Below are 19,473 nucleotides of genomic sequence, written 5' to 3'. Positions count from 1 at the left end.
TTGTTGCGCTGCGCGGCATCCTGCTTCATCCCTGATGGCGGCGCTTGCTGACAAATTTGCAAAGGTTGTGCCACAAAAATAAAAGTTTTCTTTAACAAAGAGTTAATCAAGAAGGGGGAAAAAAGATGGACCAGATGGTCAAAAAGCACTGCACGTTTTGCAGGCACGCTGGGCAAAAAAGGTGCAGTCGCTGAATTGGGCAGGCCGGAACGGCTTTGCTATCATGCCTCTACGCTTAAGGAATGAGGTAACGCTGTGAAATCCGATGAAAAAAAACCGACGCGACGTTCGCGCGCCACCGCTGCGAAACGCGCCGCCATTCTGGATGCCGCGCTGGCGCTTTTCTCTCAGTTTGGTATTCATGGCACGCGTCTGGATCAGGTTGCCGAGCGTGCCGACGTCTCAAAAACCAATCTGCTCTACTATTATCCCTCGAAAGAAACGCTCTACGTCGCGGTGCTGAAAGAGATCCTCGACGTCTGGCTGGCGCCGCTGCGCGCGCTGCAGCACGATATGGATCCGCTCAGCGCCATTCGCCGCTATATTCGCCTCAAGCTTGAGGTATCGCGCGACCATCCGCAGGCGTCGCGCCTGTTCTGCCTGGAGATGTTGCAGGGCGCGCCGCTGCTAAAAGGCGAACTGGCGGGCGATCTTAAACAGCTGGTGGATGATAAAGCGGCGATCGTAGAGCGCTGGATTAACGAAGGTCGTCTGGCTGGGGTTCAGCCGCAGCACCTCTTTTTTATGCTGTGGGCCACGACGCAGCACTATGCGGATTTCGCCAGTCAGGTCGAGGCGATTACCGGTCAGACGCTGCGCGATCCGCAGTTTTTCGATGAAACGGTCGAAAACGTGCAGCGCATGATCATCGAAGGGATCCGCGTGCGCTGATGTTTCTCGTTTAACCTTATTCCCGCCTCTGCGTCCGGCTGGCGACATGTTTTTGCCACGGAGTAACCCCTGTGCGCGAACAGCAGGGGCAAATTTCTATTGCGGATTTACGCATGGGGGAAGGGGAGAACGATACCTTTACCGGTCCCGGTCAGGCGACCGGGGCCGTTCACTTTTAACGGGCGGCGCGACGGCGCAGCAGCCAGCCCATGGTAAGCATCACAAACCACAGCGGCGTGACCATCAGCGCCTGACGGGTATCATCTTCCAGCGTCAGCAGCACCAGCACGAACACAAAGAATGCCATCACCACCCAGCACATCACCTTGCCCAGCGGCATCTTAAAGCCTGACGCCGCATGGCGCTCCGGGTACTTTTTACGGTAGGCCAGATAGCTGCAGAGAATAATGGTCCAGACGAACATAAACAGGATCGCCGAAACCGTGGTAACCATAGTGAAAACCGTCATCACGTCCGGGATCAGGTAGATCAGCGCGACGCCTGCCAGCAGACAGAAACAGGAGAAAAACAGACCGGCAGTCGGTACCGCGCGCGCAGAAAGCTGACCAAAAGCGCGATGCGCCACGCCCTGCTGCGACAGGCCGTAGAGCATACGGCTGGTAGAGAAGATGCCGCTGTTGGCAGACGAGGCCGCCGAGGTCAGCACCACAAAGTTAACGATGCTGGCCGCCGCAGGCAGCCCGATCAGCACAAACATCTCAACAAAGGGACTGCGATCCGCCAGCATCTGTGTCCAGGGCGTAACCGCCATGATCACCATCAGCGCCAGCACATAAAACATAATTACGCGCAGCGGAATAGCGTTAATGGCGCGCGGCAGTACCTTATGCGGATCGTGCGTCTCCGCCGCCGCCGTACCGACCAGCTCAATGCCGACGAAGGCGAAGACCGCAATCTGGAAACCGGCGAAAAAGCCGCTAAGTCCTTTCGGGAACAGGCCGCCGTGATCCCAGATATTGCTCAGAGAGGCGGTGCCGCCGCCCGGCGAAGGATAGTGAAGGGTAACCAGCACGATGCCGGTTACGATCAGCGCCACAATGGCGACGATCTTGATAATGGCGAACCAGAACTCCATCTCGCCGAACATCTTCACCGTGGCGATATTAAGCGCGAGGAAAACGAAGACGCACAGCAGAGCGCTCATCCACACGGAAAAGCCAGGGAACCAGAGCTGGAAATAGGCGGATATCGCCACCACGTCGGCAATGCCGGTGACGACCCAGCAGAACCAGTAGGTCCAGCCGGTAAAGTAGCCTGCCCAGGGGCCAAGCAGATCGGCGGCGAAATCGCTGAAAGATTTATACTCCAGATTAGAGAGCAGCAGCTCTCCCATGGCGCGCATCACGAAAAACAGCATAAAGCCGATAATCATATACACGAAAATGATTGACGGGCCCGCCAGACTGATGGTTTTGCCGGAGCCCATAAACAATCCGGTACCGATAGCGCCGCCGATGGCGATAAGCTGGATGTGACGGTTATGCAGATTGCGCCGTAGCTTGTCAGGGTTCTCCTGCTCAGCAACGGTATCTTTTGTTTGATCAACCATAAAATCGTTATTCCTGTCTGGATGTTGTGTCAGCTCTGCTGGCTGTTTGTGGTTCCTTGCCGCAGGGCAAGTTGGCATAAGATAGAGGAATAAGATAAAAGCTCGCTAATTGTTTTTGTTACAAATGCGACCTTTACGTCTTAGTAACATGTCAGTAAATCTTTACGCGGCACAAACTTGCGGCACAACGCTGCTGTTTTAAACGAAAAGCGCCATTGCCAGCGCTAAACCGGCGCGTAGCTTCTACACTTTTGTTCTCTAAATCAAGCTGCTGCGAGAGGGAGAATGCGCGCAATCGTTTTGTTGCTGGTGCTGATAGCCGTCGGATGGTGGAGTCTGCCATGGCTGAAGCAGCATTTACCGCCCCAGTTCAATCCCTTTACGCCGCTGGCGGTCACCGATCCGCCGGGCTGGATGACGCGATATAAACTCAAGCGGCTGGCGAGCAATCCTGAGGCATGTCTTGACGTTATGCGACGCGCTGAACAGGCGGGAAGCGTGACCTTTAGCGTGCGTCCTGACGTGACGGGCGCATGCCCGCTGCAAAATCCGCTGCGCATTCAGCGTTTCGGCAGGGTCAGCTTAAGCAGCAGCTTTCTCGCCAGCTGCCCGATGGCCGTCGCCAGCACCATGTATATTCTGCAAAGCCAGCAGCGTCTGGCGCACGCATCCGCCTCGCCGCTGGTGCGCATCAGCCATGTCGGCAGCTATGCCTGCCGCAACGTTTACCACCGTAAAGAGGGGCGGTTAAGCGAACATGCGACCGCTGACGCCTGGGACGTCACCGGCTTTCAGTTTGCCAATGGAGAACGCGTCGAGGTAGGAAAAAACTGGACGCAGCCTGAGAATAAATCCGCTCTGCTGCATCTTTTCTGGCAGGAGGGCTGTAATAATTTTGGCAACGTGCTGGGACCGGATTATAACGCCGCGCATGCCGGCCATTTTCATTTTGGCATGCGCGGAACGGGATACTGCCGGTAAATTAGACCGCCGGGTTTAAGCCGCGTTTAATCAGGAAATGATTGGCAGGCCAGGAAAATATAAATCCGGTCAGCGTAGCGAGCTGCAACATAAACCAGAAAGCTGTCAGCAGAGGATCGATTTGCTGATTAAGCACAAATTTCAGGGCCAGACTCATAAAGAGGAAAATGCCCGCCTGATAAACCAGCAGCGGAAAAGCCTCGGTACGAAAGGCTAACAGCAGGGCGCGCCACACTGAAAGCACCTCGCGCTGCTTAATCGCCAGAAATTGTAAAAAAAGGCCGCTTATCAGAGAAATAGCAAGACAAATAATTGCCTGCATCCAGAGCGGCGTAGCGAAATGATAATGATTTAGCAAAGTGATAATCGGAAGTGTCATCAGTTCGCTAAAGATGCAGGCCGCAGCGGAAAGGGAAGTCGAAATAAATATGGTTGGCCAGCTCGCATAATGATGAATTTTTTGCGGCACTAATAACGCAAGTTTAAGCTGACGAGAGGGTTTCCGGCCAAGATACCACCATGCCAGCCAGCCGATGAAGGGCATGTAGAGACCGGTCAGCGGCCAGATAATGTTCATTATTCCGACAGGGTGAGGATGGCGGAAAATGTCTTTCAGGATCATCAGAGCGGTACAGCCTCCTAATACCAGGAAGGGTAATGCCAGCTGATTCAACATAGTGTGTCCCACCTGCAAAAGTTAAAGCGCATCCGTCAAAACGGCTGAAGGCTGCCAGACGCCTGCCGGCCGTACGTAAAGGTTATGCAAAGAGTCCGCTGTTAAGCGTAGCTCCGATCGTCCTACATAGAAACGATCGGCTTATCAACCGAGCGGCAAAAAGCGCACAGATTTCTACCCCGTCTCGCTTTTTGGCTTTAGAATAGCTTAACTCTATGTTTACAAATAAATTACGTTAGTAAACTAATTTCACTTAATAGCCATGCTGAATGATGGTCAATGTATGAGAATTTATTGTCGTCAGGCAGATTGAATCTCATTAAGAAAAATCTTATTCTGTTTTTCCGGCGGCTATAATGCTGTGAATAGGATCACCTTTCGTGAAGCGCAGGAAACACGTTTTAAGTAAAACACGCACAACCGGACGTAACGTGGTTTTTACTTCCATACCTGTTTTTTTCTCAATAAAACTTTTTTCTCTTATAAATTTATTTTTTTAAAATGAACAATCTCAATAACCAGACGCATCAGCGTGAGGATAACGCCGAGGCAATATGACTAACGACAATTATTTCGTCTGGCGCCGAGAGACGGAAAAAGAATTTCAGGCCATCACTTCAACCGAAGAATTGAAGACGCTCATTCAGACTCAGGTGGAGTCTTTAGGCTTCGATAGCTATTCCTTTTTGATTCAGCATCCTGTGCCTTTTACCCGGCCGCGTATTTTTTTACATAGCACTTACCCGAAAGCCTGGATTAAACGCTATGAGGAAAAAAACTATTACGCCGTCGATCCAGTTTTAATGCTATGCCAGCAGCCCGGTCGGGGTTTAGAGTGGACGCACGACCTGTTCACCGACGCCGGTGATTTGTGGAAAGAGGCGCAGGAACATGGCCTGAACAGCGGTTTTTCCTGTTCCGCCATGGCGTCAAATCGCGCCATTGGTATATTATCTATAGCATCCCGTCTGGCAAGCCGGACGCAACATCAACACGTCGAGCTGGAAGTGAAACTGCACTTTCTGGCGGAACTGAGTTTGCGTTCACTTCAGCGTTTTTCAGATGATACGCTGATGGTGCTAAAAAATGATTTCAGTCAGCGCGAGTTAGAGATTTTGAAATGGACCGCAGAAGGGAAAACGTCGGCTGAAATTTCGCTTATTTTAGCAATCTCGCAACACACGGTGAATTTTCACCAAAAGAATATGCAAAAGCGATTTAATGTTTCCAATAAAACTCAAATTGCCTGTTATGCGGCGGCAATTGGACTGATATAGAAAAAGGCAACTACTAAATTTAGTAGTTACGTTGCCGGAAGCAGTTGTCTACCCTGCGCCGGGACTTTGCCAGGCTGGCGTAGCGTAAATCAATGCAAACATGAGGATGTCAGGGGCGCATGATGAAGATAATTCAAACCCAGTTAAAGGATATGCCGTCCTCTCTGCTGGCCGAACTAGGCAGCTACCGTTATAGCGTATTTGCGCGTGGAGAAGGCTGGTCGATCCCGCCTCGTCTCAGTACGCCGGGCCAGGAGTACGATCGGTTTGATCGTTCAGACGTGACCTGGCTGCTGGCCTGGAACGCCCGTGACGGCATCAGCGGCTGCGCGCGACTGATGCCCTGGCATGAGCCGGCCCAGAGCGAAGGGCTGGTGGTGCCGTTTAGCCATGAGAAAGTGTGGGAAATGTCACGCTTCTCGGCGAAGCTGGAACTGGATGCGGAACTGCCGTTTAACCTGCTATGGCACGCCGTACAGCTCGCTGAACTTAATGGTATGGAGTATTTGATTAGCTCGGCGACGCCGATGCTGGAGAAGATGTTTGAGGAGCACCAGGTCGCCTATGAGCCGCTGACGCCCGGTCTGATCCAGTCGGAGGACAATCTGTTCGCCATTCGTATCCCTGTGGTGCAGCCAGCGCTGGCGGAAAAGTATCGCGGCACGCGGCGCTTCAGCCCGGAAGAGGTATTGCCCTCACTCGGCGTCTCCGTCAACTGGCAGTCGCACACCTGACAGCGCGCCCCCGCTTCGGCGCGGGGGCGAACGCATCACTGACGATACGCGGTCTTAATCTGTTTTATGGTATTGCTGAACACTTCCGCCTGCGGCTTATCACCCAGAGTTTGCACGTAGCGTTCCATATTAATAATCACTTTACCGGCATCCGCCTGGCCCATTCCTTTCAGAATCAGCGTCACCATCATTTTCAGACAGGCTACTTCATCGGCCAGCTTCAACGTGTCGTGCGAGGTTACAAATTCTTCATCGCTCATCGTGTTCTCCTTGGGGTTTAATCGATCGTGCCGGCATGTTCCGCGCAGCCGTCCAGGAGTATATCACAGCGTGCTATTTGGCTGCGAAAGCGAAGCGTAACGGCTGTTGCTTGCGCTACAGGATATTATTTAAAGCAGGAGTTGAATTATTTTCACAGAGTGGCCTCGTCGCATTTAAACGCATTTTAAATTTTACATGCTTTTAATTTAAGTAATTGAAATTACTATATAAATAAAAAAGAGAAATGATCATATTTCATCCGGTCGCCATATTTTTGCGCTGGCTGGAAAGCGTTGATGTAAATCAGGGAATACGGTCAAACATTCGGCCGGTTGATGTTCTTTACTACGAAAAACAGGTATCATGCGCGCATTCAATATCAGATTTATTCCTCACTTTAGCTAGCGGAGTGCTCCCCGTTGATCAGTGTTCTTCTTGTTGATGACCATGAACTGGTACGCGCCGGTATTAGACGCATACTGGAAGATATGAAAGGTCTTACGATTGCGGGAGAGGTCTGTTGCGGCGAGGACGCGGTAAAGTGGTGCCGGGCTAACCAGGTCGACGTGATCCTGATGGATATGAATATGCCGGGCATCGGTGGGCTGGAAGCGACGCGCAAAATCGTCCGCTACAACCCCGATATCAAAATTATTATGCTGACGGTTCACACCGAAAATCCGCTGCCCGCCAGAGTGATGCAGGCAGGCGCGGCGGGCTATCTGAGCAAAGGCGCCGCGCCGCAGGAAGTCGTGAGCGCCATTCGCTCCGTACACGCCGGCCAGCGCTATATCGCCTCGGATATCGCGCAGCAGATGGCGCTGAGCCAGATAGAGCCGCAAAAAGCGGAATCTCCCTTCAGCTGTTTGTCGGAAAGGGAATTGCAGATTATGCTGATGATCACCAAAGGGCAAAAGGTGACGGAAATTTCCGAGCAGCTCAATCTCAGTCCTAAAACCGTTAACAGCTACCGTTATCGCATGTTTAGCAAGCTGAACATCAGCGGTGACGTAGAGTTAACGCATCTGGCCATTCGACATGGCCTGTTCAATGCGGAGCCGTTAATCAGTAGTGAGTGAAGTTTTCAACGCCAAAGCCTTTCTCAGCACGGTGACCAGTCAGCCGGGCGTGTATCGCATGTACGATGCCTCGGACACCGTGATCTATGTAGGAAAAGCCAAAGATCTCAAAAAACGCCTCAGCAGCTACTTTCGCAGCCATGTCGGCAGCCGAAAGACTGAGGTGCTGGTCAGCAACATCCATCATATAGACGTCACCGTCACGCATACCGAAACGGAAGCATTGCTGCTGGAGCATAACTACATCAAGCTCTATCAGCCGCGCTATAACGTGCTGATGCGTGATGATAAATCTTATCCGTTTATCTTTCTCAGCGGCGATACCCATCCGCGTCTGGCCTATCACCGCGGCGCGAAGCACGCGAAGGGCGAATATTTCGGGCCGTTCCCTAACGGCTACGCCGTACGCGAAACCCTGGCGCTGATGCAGAAAGTGTTTCCGATTCGCCAGTGTGAAAACAGCGTTTACCGCAACCGCTCCAGACCCTGTTTGCAGTATCAGATTGGACGCTGCCTCGGGCCGTGTGTCGCCGGTCTGGTGAGCGAAGAGGAGTATGCGCAGCAGACGGAATATGTGCGGCTGTTTCTGTCCGGCAAAGATGACCAGGTGCTGAACATGCTGGTAAAACGCATGGAAGAGGCGAGCATCGGGCTGCGGTTTGAAGAGGCGGCGCGTCTGCGCGATCAGATTCAGGCGGTACGCCGTATCACCGAGAAGCAGTTTGTCTCTAATCAGGGCGACGATCTTGATGTAATGGGCGTAGCCTACGACGCGGGCATGGCCTGTCTGCACGTACTCTTTATTCGTCAGGGCAAGGTGCTGGGCAGCCGCAGTTACTTCCCGAAAGTACCGGCGGATACCGAGCTGGCGGAAGTGGTGCAGACCTTTGTCGGCCAGTTTTACCTGCAAGGCAGCGAAGCGCGCACTCTGCCTGGCGACATCCTGCTGGACTTCAACCTGCCGGAACGCGAGCTGCTCTCCGCCTCGCTGAGCGAGCTGGCGGGACGCCGCGTAACGATCCAGAGCAAACCGCGCGGCGATCGCGCGCGTTACCTCAAGCTGGCGCGCACCAATGCGGCGACGGCGCTGACCACGCGGCTGTCGCAGCACTCTACTATCCAGCAGCGGCTGGCGGCGCTGGCGCAGTTTCTCGAGCTGGACAAAATCAACCGCATGGAGTGTTTCGATATCAGCCACACCATGGGGGAGCAGACTATCGCATCCTGCGTGGTGTTCGACGCCAACGGCCCGCTGCGCAGCGACTACCGCCGCTATAACATCGAAGGCATTACCCCTGGCGATGATTACGCGGCGATGAATCAGGTTCTGCGCCGCCGCTACGGCAAGGCGCTGGAAGAGGATAAAATTCCAGATGTCATTCTGATTGACGGCGGCAAGGGACAGCTTTCGCAGGCGAAGCAGGTTTTTGCCGAGCTGGAGGTGGAGTGGGATAAGTCCCGGCCGATTTTACTGGGCGTGGCGAAAGGCAGCGATCGTAAAGCGGGACTGGAAACGCTGTTCTTCGAGGCGGAAGGCGAGGGCGTTTCTCTGCCGCCGGACTCTCCGGCGCTGCATGTGATCCAGCATATTCGTGATGACGCTCACAATCATGCAATTTCGGGCCACCGAAAAAAACGGGCGAAAGTGAAGAATACCAGCGCGCTGGAGAGCATCGAAGGCATCGGCCCGAAACGTCGCCAGCAGCTGCTTAAGTATATGGGGGGCCTGCAACCGTTGATGAACGCCACGGTTGAAGAGATCGCCAATGTGCCCGGTATTTCATTCGCGCTGGCGGAAAAAATATATCATTCGCTAAAACACTAGCATTGAAACAGGTGAGGCAATGTAGGAACATAGGGGAAATTCTACCCATTCCAGACAGTTACCGGCATATGCAACTTAACATTCCGACGTGTCTCACCCTGTTTCGAGTCGTCCTGATCCCTTTCTTCGTGCTGGCTTTCTATCTGCCTTTTCACTGGGCGCCTTTCGCCACCGCGCTGATCTTTGTTATTGCCGCCGTGACCGACTGGTTTGACGGATTTCTTGCGCGCCGCTGGAAGCAAACCACGCGCTTCGGCGCCTTTCTCGATCCGGTAGCCGATAAAGTGATGGTGGCGATTGCGCTAGTTCTGGTGGCGGAATATTTTCACTCCTGGTGGATTACCTTACCGGCTGCGACCATGATCGCGCGTGAAATCATTATTTCCGCGCTGCGCGAATGGATGGCGGAAATCGGCAAGCGAAGCAGCGTCGCCGTCTCCTGGATCGGCAAGGTGAAAACCACGGCGCAGATGCTGTCGCTGGTCGCGCTGCTGTGGCGTCCCGATACCACGGTTATCGCCGTCGGCGTGGTGGCGCTTTACATCGCCGCCGTGTTAACTTTCTGGTCAATGTTTCAGTATTTAAGCGCCGCGCGCGGCGATCTGCTCGATAGCTGATCGAAGCGACTTAAAAAGCAGCAAACGGACGCACTGTGAGGATAATTCTGTTGACTCAGTGCGTCAGGTCAGTAGAATGCATCGCATCGAACGGCAGCGAGGCTGCCAGAAGATAAAGAAAATCAGCAAGTTCCGTTAAATTGCTGAACAATGCGGGAATAGCTCAGTTGGTAGAGCACGACCTTGCCAAGGTCGGGGTCGCGAGTTCGAGTCTCGTTTCCCGCTCCAGTTTTGCAGGTCAGGATAACCTGGCGGCACAGCGGATAAAGGCGCGTTGGCAGAGTGGCCATGCAGCGGATTGCAAATCCGTCCACCTCGGTTCGACTCCGGGACGCGCCTCCACTTTACACCCTGCCCGGGTGGTGAAATCGGTAGACACAAGGGATTTAAAATCCCTCGGCTGTATGGCTGTGCGGGTTCAAGTCCCGCCCCGGGCACCATCTCTACCGATTAAAAATTCCGAATTAAAATAAAGCAGTAGTAAGCAATGTCGTGACCGCCTTCAGGGCGGTTTTTTTGTGCCTGTCTGTAAGACAAAAAACCCGGCGTTAACCGGGTTTTATCGTTAAGACTGCGGCTGTCCCACAGGGCCTGAGCCCAGCGTGCCGCCCGGCGACGACTGGCCGCTTGGCGCATGAGGACGGCCATCCGATTTAATCGCATCGCTACGGTGCATACAGCCCGCCAGCGCCAGCACCGCCAGCGTAACGCAGATCCCTTTTTTCACGTTGTTCATCGTTGCCACCTCATTCTCCGGTATTGAAAAAGAAAGTATAAAAACGCAATGAAATTAAAGCGTAGCAGGCTGTCGCCAACGCACCAGTCGTAAAGTCTTAAATCTCATCAGGCTGGAAAATTTTGACCCGCCTCTCATCTGATGCTGCCCGGAGTGCAAATCAGTGTGGTATGCGATACTTTCACGCCTCAATAACGCGACACGGGTCGCGATGATACAGAAGGATGCGAGATGCAGGGCGTCGTGAAGTTTATTAAAGGCTGTCTACTGTTTTCCCTGCTGTGGGGTCTGTTTATGTGGTTCTGCTTCTGGCAAAAAGAGGGAATGGAGGCGGGGATGGCGATCGTAAAAAGCCTCTACGCAGGCGTTATCTATCAGGCTATGACGATGATGGTCGCGCGCTATAAGGCTCGTCGTCAGGCTAAACCGCTTTAACAGCGATGCGGCATTCGCCGCATCGTTTACTTATTTTCCCGCTACTTACTCAAACTTACCGGTCAGGCGGCGATGAAAATCGCTGCTGCGCGTATCCAGACCGACAATCGTTACCTGTGCGCCGTGGCGCTGATAGCGATATTCAATGCCGTCAAGAGCGGCGACCGATGACGCATCCCATATTTGCGCATGGGTCAGATCGATAGTGACCTGTTTCGGGTCATGTCCGTAGTCGAAATGTTCAAACAGATCGTTGCTGCTGGCGAAGAAAAGCGGGCCGCGCACGCGATAGCACACCGATTTGCCGTCGGGGCTGACTTCGCGCTCGGCATGAATAACGTGAGCAATACGACGCGCGAACAGCACGATGGCGACAATAACGCCCGTCAGCACGCCCAGCGCCAGGTTGCCCGTCCACACCGTTACTATAATCGTTAGCGCCATTATCAGCGTCTCTGACCAAGGCATACGTTTGAGGGTGGCAGGCTGAAGGCTGTGCCAGTTCACGGTCTTCACGGCGACCACCATCATAATTCCTGCCAGCACCACCATCGGGATCTGCGCCATCAGCGCGCTCAGACCGGTTACCAGCAGCAGCAGCACCAGACCGGCAACGACGGTTGAGACGCGCGTGCGCGCCTTGCCCAGCTCGACGTTTACGATAGTCTGGCCGATCATCGCGCAACCGGCGATACCGCCATAGAACGCGGCGAAAATGTTGGCCACTCCTAAACCCCATGACTCACGGCGCTTGCTGGAGGGCGTATCGGTCAGATCGTCCACCAGTTTGGCAGTGAGCAGCGACTCCATCAGGCCGACAAAGGCGATGCTGAGCGCAGTCGGCCAGACAATTTGCAGCGTCTGCACATTAAGAGGCACCTGCAACGCATTCAGACCGGGCAAACCTGCGCTCATAGGGCCTTCATCGCCTACGTTGGGTACGCGCCAGCCGAGCAGCAGCGCGACGGCGGTCACGACAACGATAGCGATGAGTGGAGAGGGCACGCTTTTCAGCACACGCGGCAGCAGCAGTACAATCCCCAGCGTGATGGCAAACAGCAGCCACACCAGCGAATTTTGTCCCCAGACGTGCGGCACCTGCGCAAAGAAAATCAGGACGCCCAGCGCGTTGACGAAGCCAAGCATGACCGAGCGCGGAATATAGCGCATCATGCGCGCCAGGCCGGCGATCCCGAACAGGATCTGGATCAGGCCGCCAAGCACCACGGCGGGCAGAATATAGGCCACGCCGTACGCGTGCACCATCGGGCCAATCACCAGCGCCACCGAACCGGCTGCGGCGGTGACCATCGCCGGGCGTCCGCCCAGCACCGAAAGCGTCAGGCACAGCACCACAGACGCCACCAGACTGACCTTCGGATCGACACCGGCAATAACCGAAAAGGAGATCACTTCAGGAATAAGCGCCAGCGCGGTGATCACGCCAGCAAGACACTCACGGGTGAGCAGGGCAGGGGAACGCAAAACGCGGCCCACGGTCAGGTCGTTGTCCACGGCTTGAGGCGCGGCAACGTCATTGGGTTGGCTCATAGATTGCAGGCTCTTTTTAATAATCCGTTCTCGCGGCGAAAGCGAAGAACGCAGAAGAAATTAAGCAGGAGAGAGTACTGTCTGAGAGGGAAATTTGCCAGCGATCACAAAACTAACGGAATGACTCCATCCATGGAATCAGCATTACACCGACAGATCGTCAGGTGTCTTATGCACAACCAGCTCAAGGAGTTGGCGATAGACGTCGAGCGACACCACATCTGACTCCAGCTCCAGCCGATGGATCAGTTTCGAGATGATCGCTTTATTAGTGACAGGTTTGCCGGCCTGTAAAATCTCAGCCACCACTAAGCCTAATATTTCCATCTCGCTGGCCGCTTTACTGGCTGCTGCGTTGAAGTAATCACCAATCTCTTTATCGGTTTGGGGAACAGCGTTTTGCATGTGTCAGTCCTAAAAACAGTCCCAACGATCAGGTCGGGTACCCGATCAATTTACGATGAAAATCCCCCTTACATGGACAGATGTAAAGGGCCCTGTGTCATCAAAAAAGGACCTCTGAAGGTGGAAATCCACTGACACCTTCAGAGGCGACGCAAACGCATCATTCGTTACGGAATCGTTATCCGATTCATGGGGGGTAAAGTTATACAATGAAGGTGTACACGCACAAGGAAAAACTTGAACAATTCGTGCTATGCATTATTTATCAAAAAGATATAAAGATATGATATGAGGGAAAGCTGTACAAAATGTTTGTACAACGCAATGGTTGTAACGGTAAACGGGAAAAAGTCTGCTCTTTTTCCCACCCGGTTTTAGCTAAAAAGTTTTAACTTTGATGTAAGTTTTCGGACCGATTGTTTCTCGCCAACCAGCGCCAGGCCGAGCAGCCGCCACTCTTTCGCTGGTATTTCACGCATTGCCGCGCTAAAGGCCGCGTAATCCGTGGTGGTTTGGCCTTGTTCAGGAAAGAGCACCAGATCGCACGCCATCTCCGCGCAGCGGGCGCGCAGCTCATCCATCTCCGCATGGCTGGCTGCCAGCACAGGGATGCCGAGCGGGATCAGGCCGGGATAGCTGCTGGCGTCCGCATCCTGTAGCGGGTCACCGACCAGCGCAGGATGACGCTGGCCGAGCGTGAGGGCGATCACCGCAGCGGCGTTAGCGGCTTTTCCCGGGGCGAGGTCGTTTTGCAAAATCATGACGCAACGAGGGTCTTGCATAGCACTTCTCCAGACAGAAAAAGCGCATTGTGACCAGGCGTTCATCCTGCGTCTGGAAGATTTGTGCACGCCTGCTGATAGCGTGCCGGAGTGAGATGGCAGGCGCGTTTAAACCAGCGACCCAGATGGCTCTGGTCGGCGAAGCCCAGGTCCGCGGCGACGTCGGCGGCGGCGCGGCCTGCCGCCAGCTGGTGACGGGCCTGGGATAAGCGCCACTGCACCAGCCAGGCGTGCGGCGGCAATCCCCACTGCGCCTGGAACAGGCGCGAAAGGCGGAAGCGATCCACCTGTAGCGCATCGGCCATCGCCTGTAGGCCCGGATTCAGCGCATGATGGGCAATCAGCCAGTCGCGTGCCTGCTGCGCCAGCTGGCGATCGCGGTCCGCCGGACGCGTTTCGCTGCGCCATAACGGATGCTGGCTCAACTGCATAAATAAGCGGTCCAGCGTCGCCTCTTTGATCAGTTCGGGATGATCGTGCCACAGCGCGTCAAAACAGTGCCAGACGGCGTAAGCGAGCGCCTTGTCATCGCGCAGCGTGGCGGCGAAGTGTAGCTCGCCGCCCTGGTCGGTGCCGAGCGGCGCCAGCTGCTGAGAGAGCTGCTGCGGCGACAGATAGAGCATGCGATAGGTAAAGCCCTGCGCATCCACCGCGTCGCCATCGTGCAACTCCTCCGGCTCCAGCATAAACACTGTGCCGGGACGACTCTGATGCTGTTTACGGCGCGAGTGAAACTGCTGCACGCCTTGCTCTGTCACGCCAATCAGATAGCTGTCGTGCCAGTGGGGATCGTAGGCGTGCCCGGTAAAATGCGCGCGGATCGTCTCAATGCCGCGCGAGGGATCGCGACGCAGATCTATCCAGTTGCTGTTACGATCGGGCATAGCTGACTCCGCTTTTACTCCGTCTGGATATTTTCAGGGTCTTAAAAGCCTGACAACAGACGCGTCATTTTTTAACGACATGTGCTATTTTCATTAGCAATTTGCTCTGCGTATAATAACGCACTCATTTAGTTAGAAGTCTAACCATTAGGTCGCTACGCTTTGACTCGCCACTATAACACCTTTACCCATTTGCTTTATCAAGCCGCGCACGCCTGGCGACTTGCCGTGGATCGCCATCTTAAACACAGCGGCCTGAGCATGAGCAGCTGGATGGCGATTGGCCTTATTGCCAGCGAAACGCGGCCCTATACCCAGACGGAGCTTGCGCAGCTGCTCGGCCTGGAGGATGCCAGCATGGTGCCACTGATCGATCGGCTGGTGAAGCAGGAGTTGCTGTCGCGCGTACAGCCGCCGGAAGATCGCCGCAAACGGCATCTGGTGCTGACGGAGAAGGGCAATCAGGCTTTTGCCCTGGTAAAAAATGAGGCAGACGCGCTGCGTGCCGAATTGCTCAGTGATATCGATCCTCAGGAGCTGGCGACGACGGAGCGGGTGCTGCAACAGCTGCTGACGCGTATGGGAAATATGTAACAGTGGCCAGACGCAATCCCTACGCGCCGCGAGAATGGTTGCCGCATGAGAAACCCATGCTGCCGGGTTCGCCTTCGACCCCGATCCATTCGCCGCCGAAAAGGATCGCTTTTGGCCTGATAGGCTTACTGATTTCGCTTACCGGCGCGCTCAGCAACGCGCTGGTCACGGCGAACCTCACCAATCTTCAGGGCACTTTTGGCGCTTACTCCAGTGAAATCGCCTGGCTGCCCGCCGTTTACGTGATGGGCAATATCTCCATCAACCTGCTGCTGGTGAAGTTTCGCCAGCAGTTTGGCCTGCGCGTTTTCACTGAAGCCTTCCTGGTACCCTATGTGCTGGTGGCTTTTTTCCACCTTTTTGCCAACGATCTCAGCTCGGCGATTATCGTGCGTGCCGCGCATGGCATGGCGGGCGCGGCGCTCAGTTCGCTGGGGATCTATTACCAGATACAGGCGTGGCCGGCGAAACACCGGCTTAAGGCGCTGGTGATCGGCCTGACCGTCTCGCAGTTCGCTATTCCGATGGCGCGGCTGTTTTCGACCGAGCTGCTGCAACTGCAGGAGTGGCGCGGGCTTTACCTGTTTGAGCTGGGTCTGGCGATGATCGCGCTGGGATGCGTGCTGGTAGTGAAGCTGCCGCCGGGCGACCGTATTAAGGCGTTCGAAAAGCTCGATTTTGTCACCTTTATGCTGCTGGCGCCCGGTATGGCGCTGCTCTGCGGCGTGCTGTCGCTGGGGCGCATCGAATGGTGGTTTACTACGCCCTGGCTCGGCATCTGCCTGGCTATTGCGCTGGTGCTGATCGTCGCGGCGATCGTTATCGAGCACAACCGGAAAAACCCGCTGATTAATACGCGCTGGCTAAGCAGCGGCATGATGGTGCGTCTTGGCATCGTGATGATTATGATACGTATCGTGCTGGCGGAGCAGAATACCGGCGCGGTAGGCTTCCTGCAGCAGCTGGGCCTGCTGAACGATCAGATGCGCGGCCTGTCGCTGGCGATTATCGGCGGCATGACGCTCGGTATCGTCACCAGCGCCCTGACCATCAAGCCGACGCATCTTAACTGGCCCATCGTGGTCTCGCTGGCGGTAATGATCGTCGCCTCGCTGATGGATGCGCACTCCAGCCCGATAACGCGCGCCAACAATATGTATATCAGCCAGTTCCTGCTCGGCTTCAGCAGCACCTTCTTTATGGCGCCCGCTATGCTGATCGGTATTGGCAGCGTCGTGACGCAGCCGAAAAATCTGGTGAGCTTTGTGGTGCTGTTCGGCATGAGCCAGAACCTGGGCGGGCTGATCGGCTCAGCTATCCTTGGCACCTTTCAGGTCTGGCGCGAGAAATATCACTCCAGCCTGCTGGGCGATCAGCTGTCGCTGCTCGATCCTAACGTTACGGAGCGCCTCAGCCAGTATGGCGCACTGTTCAACAGCCAGGTAGGCGATCCTGTTTTGCAGAGCGCGCAAAGCACCAGCCAGCTGCAAAGCGTAGCGACGCTGCAGGCGAACGTGCTGGCCTATAACGATACCTATTTACTGACGGCGGCGCTGGCGCTCATTACGCTGATGTGGGCGCTGTGGCGTCTCTCCCGTCAGCGATACCTTAACTGGCGGCAGGCGCGCTTCAACCTGAAGGAGCAGCGCCTGGCGGCCGCATCACAAGAATCTATGGAGTCACAATGAGTCAGCAGGATGAACTTCAGGCGGCGGAGCGCGAGCGTGCCAATCGTCGACGTATTCTTTCCATTGCGGCAGGGAGCGGCATCGTTATTCTTGGCGTCCTGGTTATTCTTTACGCCTGGCAGCTCTGGCCCTTTACCAGTGCGGTACAGAGTACCGAAAACGCCTATGTGCGTGGGCAGGTGACCTTTATCAGCCCACAGGTCAGCGGCTATCTGACCTCGGTCGAGGTGGTGGATCTCCAGCCGGTGCAGAAAGGACAGCTGCTGATGACCATCGACGATCGCATCTACCGCCAGCGCGTGCATCAGGCGCAGGCGCAGCTGGCAATGAAGCAGGCGGCGCTCCGCAACAACCAGCAGCAGCGCCGCAGCGCTGAAGCCACCATTGTCAGCAATAAAGCCGCGCTGGAGAACGCCAGAGCGCAGGCGCTGAAAGGGGGCTTCGACCTGAAACGCGTTGAAAGCCTGGCCGCCGACGGCTCACTTTCGGTGCGTGAGCGCGATGCGGCGCGCGCCGCCAACGCGCAGGCGCAGGCGCAGGTGCGCCAGGCGGAGGCGCAGGTGGCGGTAGCGCAGCAGAATCTGCAAACCGTTATCGTTAATCGCGCCTCCCTTGAAGGCGATGTCGCCAGCGCCCAGGCCGCGCTGGAACTGGCGGAGATCGACCTGGCGAATACCCGCATCGTCGCGCCGGATGCTGGTCAGCTCGGTCAGCTTTCGGTGCGCAAAGGGGCCTACGTGACGGCTGGTACGCGTCTCACCTCGGTGGTGCCGGACCATAAATGGATTATCGCCAACATGAAAGAGACGCAGATGGCGGCTATTCGTCCTGGCCTGCCGGTCACCTTCCGCGTTGACGCGCTCAACGGCAAACGCTTTAACGGCCATGTGGAATTTATTTCGCCGGCGGCGGGTTCGGAATTCAGCGCCATCTCGCCAGACAACGCCACGGGCAACTTTGTAAAAATTGCCCAGCGCATTCCGGTACGTATCGCCATCGAATCTGAAGATATGCGCGAGCTGCGGCCCGGCATGTCGGTAGAGGTGAGTATTGATACCGCTGCGCAACCTCGCAGCAAGGCGGTGGAGTGATGCGGCGGCTGTTACTTGCCAGCCTGACGGCGCTGACGCTGGCCGGTTGCGCCACCGAGGTGGAAAAAGCGCCGTCATCGCTGCCGATCCCGCCGCAGTGGCGTAATCAGGTCGGGCCCGCCGCCGCGCCGGAAGCGGAATGGTGGCACGCCTTCGGTGACGATAACCTGAACCGGCTGGTGGCGCAGGCGCTGCGCAATAACCTCGATATCCTTACGGCACGTTCGCGCGTCGAGCAGTATCGCGCCCAGCTGCGCGCGGCGCAGGGCGACAATTTCCCTACGCTGAGCGCAGGCGCAGGGGTGACGCATCAGCGCGCATTGTCTTCCGTTACCGGACAGCCGTACGAGAACGCTGTCTATCAGGGGCTGCTGCAGGCCAGCTACAATGTCGATCTCTGGGGCGCGCGCAGCAGCAGCATTGCGGCCAGCGAAGCGTCGCTGGAGGCGCAACGCGCGGCGGCATCGGCGGCTGAACTCACCGTCGCCAGCTCGGTGGCGTCGGGCTATATGAGCCTGGTGGCGCTGGACGAGCAGCTGCGCGTCACCGAAGCAACGCTGGCGACGCGCGGCAATTCGCTGCGGCTGGCGCAGCGCCAGTTCGAAACGGGCTACAGCTCGCGCCTTGAATGGATGCAGACGGCGTCCGAGTTTCAGGCTGCGAAAGCACAGGTGCCGCAGCTAAAGCATCAGATCGCGCAGCAGGAGAATGCGCTGAGCATTCTGGTAGGCATGAACCCGCGCGAGATTGCGCGCCGACCGCAGTTCAGCCAGATTATGCCGCAGCAGATGCCGCAGGTGCTGCCGTCGCAGCTGCTTAACCGGCGGCCCGATATCGTGCAGGCCCAGCGCCTGTTGCTGGCGGCGGACGCGACGCTCGCCTCGTCAAAAGCGAAGCTGCTGCCGTCGCTCAACCTTACCGCGAGCGGCACCCTGCAAAGCAACGAGCTACATCAGCTGCTCGACAATCCGTTTCGTCTCTGGAGCATCGGCGGCAGCGTGCTGGCGCCGTTGCTGAACCGCGAAGCGCTGACGGCGCAGGTCGATGTTTCGATGGCGGCGCGCAATCAGGCGCTTTACAGCTATGAAAAAGTCGTTCGCAACGCCTTTTCCGAGGTGAATGACGCAATGGATGCGATTCTGCAGGGCCAGGCGCAGCTGGCGGAGCTGCAGAAGCAGGAGGAGTATGTTTCCGAGGCGCTGCGCATCGCCCGCAATCGCTATCAAAACGGTTACGCCTCGTATCTTGACGAGCTGGACGCGCAGCGCACGCTGTTCAACACGCAGCTTAATCTGGTATCGGTGAAGAATAATCTTCTGCTGGCGCAGATCGCGCTTTATCGCGCGCTGGGCGGCGGCTGGCAGGCGCACTGAACGATGTAGACAAACTGGACGCT

The 19,473-nt window shown here is 55.8% G+C and carries 20 protein-coding genes and 3 tRNA genes; 15 read left to right on the top strand and 8 right to left on the bottom strand.

What is annotated here, in order from left to right:
* Positions 1-255: 255 nt before the first annotated feature.
* A complete protein-coding gene (gene rutR / locus MHZ89_RS03035; RefSeq protein WP_311781797.1) occupies positions 256-891 on the top strand; it encodes an HTH-type transcriptional regulator RutR in 636 nt (211 codons plus the stop codon).
* A 175-nt stretch (positions 892-1,066) separates the two neighbouring features.
* Here the strand turns inward: rutR and cycA are convergent, their stop codons facing one another.
* A complete protein-coding gene (gene cycA, locus MHZ89_RS03030) occupies positions 1,067-2,461 on the bottom strand; it encodes a D-serine/D-alanine/glycine transporter (RefSeq protein WP_311781796.1) in 1,395 nt (464 codons plus the stop codon).
* Positions 2,462-2,746: 285 nt separating this feature from the next.
* On the opposite strand from cycA, the gene MHZ89_RS03025 reads away from it, so the two are divergent.
* The gene (locus MHZ89_RS03025; protein ID WP_311781795.1) at positions 2,747-3,442 is read left to right on the top strand and encodes an extensin family protein; all 696 of its coding nucleotides are present in this window, start codon (positions 2,747-2,749) and stop codon (positions 3,440-3,442) included.
* Between the two features lies 1 nt (position 3,443).
* Here the strand turns inward: MHZ89_RS03025 and MHZ89_RS03020 are convergent, their stop codons facing one another.
* A complete protein-coding gene (locus MHZ89_RS03020; protein ID WP_311781794.1) occupies positions 3,444-4,118 on the bottom strand; it encodes a DUF4396 domain-containing protein in 675 nt (224 codons plus the stop codon).
* A 554-nt stretch (positions 4,119-4,672) separates the two neighbouring features.
* Between MHZ89_RS03020 and sdiA the strand changes: the two genes are divergently transcribed.
* Complete coding sequence (sdiA, locus tag MHZ89_RS03015) at positions 4,673-5,395, top strand: transcriptional regulator SdiA (protein ID WP_311781793.1); 723 nt, start codon at positions 4,673-4,675, stop codon at positions 5,393-5,395.
* A gap of 122 nt (positions 5,396-5,517) precedes the next feature.
* Complete coding sequence (locus MHZ89_RS03010; protein ID WP_311781792.1) at positions 5,518-6,129, top strand: autoinducer synthase; 612 nt, start codon at positions 5,518-5,520, stop codon at positions 6,127-6,129.
* Between the two features lie 35 nt (positions 6,130-6,164).
* On the opposite strand, the gene MHZ89_RS03005 is transcribed toward MHZ89_RS03010, so the two are convergent.
* Positions 6,165-6,389, bottom strand: a complete 225-nt coding sequence (locus MHZ89_RS03005; RefSeq protein ID WP_033751095.1) for a DUF2594 family protein — start codon at positions 6,387-6,389, stop codon at positions 6,165-6,167.
* 420 nt (positions 6,390-6,809) lie between these two features.
* On the opposite strand from MHZ89_RS03005, the gene uvrY reads away from it, so the two are divergent.
* From uvrY to MHZ89_RS02975, 6 genes are all read left to right on the top strand, one after another.
* The gene (gene uvrY, locus MHZ89_RS03000) at positions 6,810-7,469 is read left to right on the top strand and encodes a UvrY/SirA/GacA family response regulator transcription factor (protein WP_311781791.1); all 660 of its coding nucleotides are present in this window, start codon (positions 6,810-6,812) and stop codon (positions 7,467-7,469) included.
* Positions 7,462-9,294, top strand: coding sequence for an excinuclease ABC subunit UvrC (gene uvrC / locus MHZ89_RS02995; RefSeq protein WP_311781790.1), 1,833 nt, complete (start codon positions 7,462-7,464; stop codon positions 9,292-9,294). Before uvrY ends, uvrC begins: the two co-directional genes overlap by 8 nt.
* Positions 9,295-9,362: 68 nt before the next feature.
* On the top strand, positions 9,363-9,911 hold the full coding sequence (gene pgsA / locus MHZ89_RS02990; protein WP_311781789.1) for a CDP-diacylglycerol--glycerol-3-phosphate 3-phosphatidyltransferase: 549 nt from the start codon (positions 9,363-9,365) through the stop codon (positions 9,909-9,911).
* A 152-nt stretch (positions 9,912-10,063) separates the two neighbouring features.
* Positions 10,064-10,139, top strand: a tRNA-Gly gene (locus MHZ89_RS02985).
* 40 nt (positions 10,140-10,179) lie between these two features.
* Positions 10,180-10,253 (top strand) — tRNA-Cys (locus MHZ89_RS02980).
* An 11-nt stretch (positions 10,254-10,264) separates the two neighbouring features.
* Positions 10,265-10,351, top strand: a tRNA-Leu gene (locus MHZ89_RS02975).
* Positions 10,352-10,476: 125 nt separating this feature from the next.
* On the opposite strand, the gene MHZ89_RS02970 is transcribed toward MHZ89_RS02975, so the two are convergent.
* Positions 10,477-10,647: a hypothetical protein gene (locus MHZ89_RS02970; RefSeq protein ID WP_311781788.1), complete on the bottom strand. Its 171-nt coding sequence runs from the start codon at positions 10,645-10,647 to the stop codon at positions 10,477-10,479.
* Between the two features lie 231 nt (positions 10,648-10,878).
* On the opposite strand from MHZ89_RS02970, the gene MHZ89_RS02965 reads away from it, so the two are divergent.
* Entirely contained in the window at positions 10,879-11,082 is a 204-nt protein-coding gene (locus MHZ89_RS02965) for a DUF6404 family protein (protein WP_311781787.1), read from the top strand.
* A gap of 45 nt (positions 11,083-11,127) precedes the next feature.
* Here the strand turns inward: MHZ89_RS02965 and MHZ89_RS02960 are convergent, their stop codons facing one another.
* The 4 genes from MHZ89_RS02960 to MHZ89_RS02945 form a co-directional block, all read right to left on the bottom strand.
* Positions 11,128-12,633 (bottom strand): SulP family inorganic anion transporter, encoded by a 1,506-nt coding sequence (locus MHZ89_RS02960; RefSeq protein WP_311781786.1) that lies wholly within the window; start codon positions 12,631-12,633, stop codon positions 11,128-11,130.
* Between the two features lie 144 nt (positions 12,634-12,777).
* Entirely contained in the window at positions 12,778-13,038 is a 261-nt protein-coding gene (locus tag MHZ89_RS02955) for a biofilm/acid-resistance regulator YmgB/AriR (RefSeq protein ID WP_311781785.1), read from the bottom strand.
* A 374-nt stretch (positions 13,039-13,412) separates the two neighbouring features.
* The gene (locus MHZ89_RS02950) at positions 13,413-13,820 is read right to left on the bottom strand and encodes a DUF2000 domain-containing protein (RefSeq protein WP_311781784.1); all 408 of its coding nucleotides are present in this window, start codon (positions 13,818-13,820) and stop codon (positions 13,413-13,415) included.
* 41 nt (positions 13,821-13,861) lie between these two features.
* Positions 13,862-14,704: an AraC family transcriptional regulator gene (locus MHZ89_RS02945; RefSeq protein WP_311781783.1), complete on the bottom strand. Its 843-nt coding sequence runs from the start codon at positions 14,702-14,704 to the stop codon at positions 13,862-13,864.
* Between the two features lie 162 nt (positions 14,705-14,866).
* On the opposite strand from MHZ89_RS02945, the gene MHZ89_RS02940 reads away from it, so the two are divergent.
* From MHZ89_RS02940 to MHZ89_RS02925, 4 genes are read left to right on the top strand one after another with little or no spacing between them, the layout of a single operon-like run.
* Complete coding sequence (locus tag MHZ89_RS02940) at positions 14,867-15,298, top strand: MarR family transcriptional regulator (RefSeq protein WP_311781782.1); 432 nt, start codon at positions 14,867-14,869, stop codon at positions 15,296-15,298.
* Between the two features lie 2 nt (positions 15,299-15,300).
* Positions 15,301-16,986 (top strand): MFS transporter, encoded by a 1,686-nt coding sequence (locus tag MHZ89_RS02935; protein ID WP_311781781.1) that lies wholly within the window; start codon positions 15,301-15,303, stop codon positions 16,984-16,986.
* Positions 16,983-18,077 carry an HlyD family secretion protein gene (locus MHZ89_RS02930; RefSeq protein WP_311781780.1) on the top strand — a complete coding sequence of 365 codons (1,095 nt, stop codon included), beginning with the start codon at positions 16,983-16,985 and terminating at the stop codon, positions 18,075-18,077. The genes MHZ89_RS02935 and MHZ89_RS02930 overlap by 4 nt, the downstream gene beginning before the upstream one ends.
* A complete protein-coding gene (locus tag MHZ89_RS02925) occupies positions 18,077-19,450 on the top strand; it encodes an efflux transporter outer membrane subunit (RefSeq protein ID WP_311781779.1) in 1,374 nt (457 codons plus the stop codon). Before MHZ89_RS02930 ends, MHZ89_RS02925 begins: the two co-directional genes overlap by 1 nt.
* Positions 19,451-19,473 lie beyond the last annotated feature (23 nt).

The sequence above is a fragment of the Pantoea sp. ACRSB genome (genome assembly GCF_022346905.1).
Lineage (GTDB): Bacteria > Pseudomonadota > Gammaproteobacteria > Enterobacterales > Enterobacteriaceae > Pantoea > Pantoea piersonii.
The sequence above is the reverse complement of the archived record's forward strand: the minus strand, read 5'-3'. Positions and strand labels throughout refer to the sequence as shown.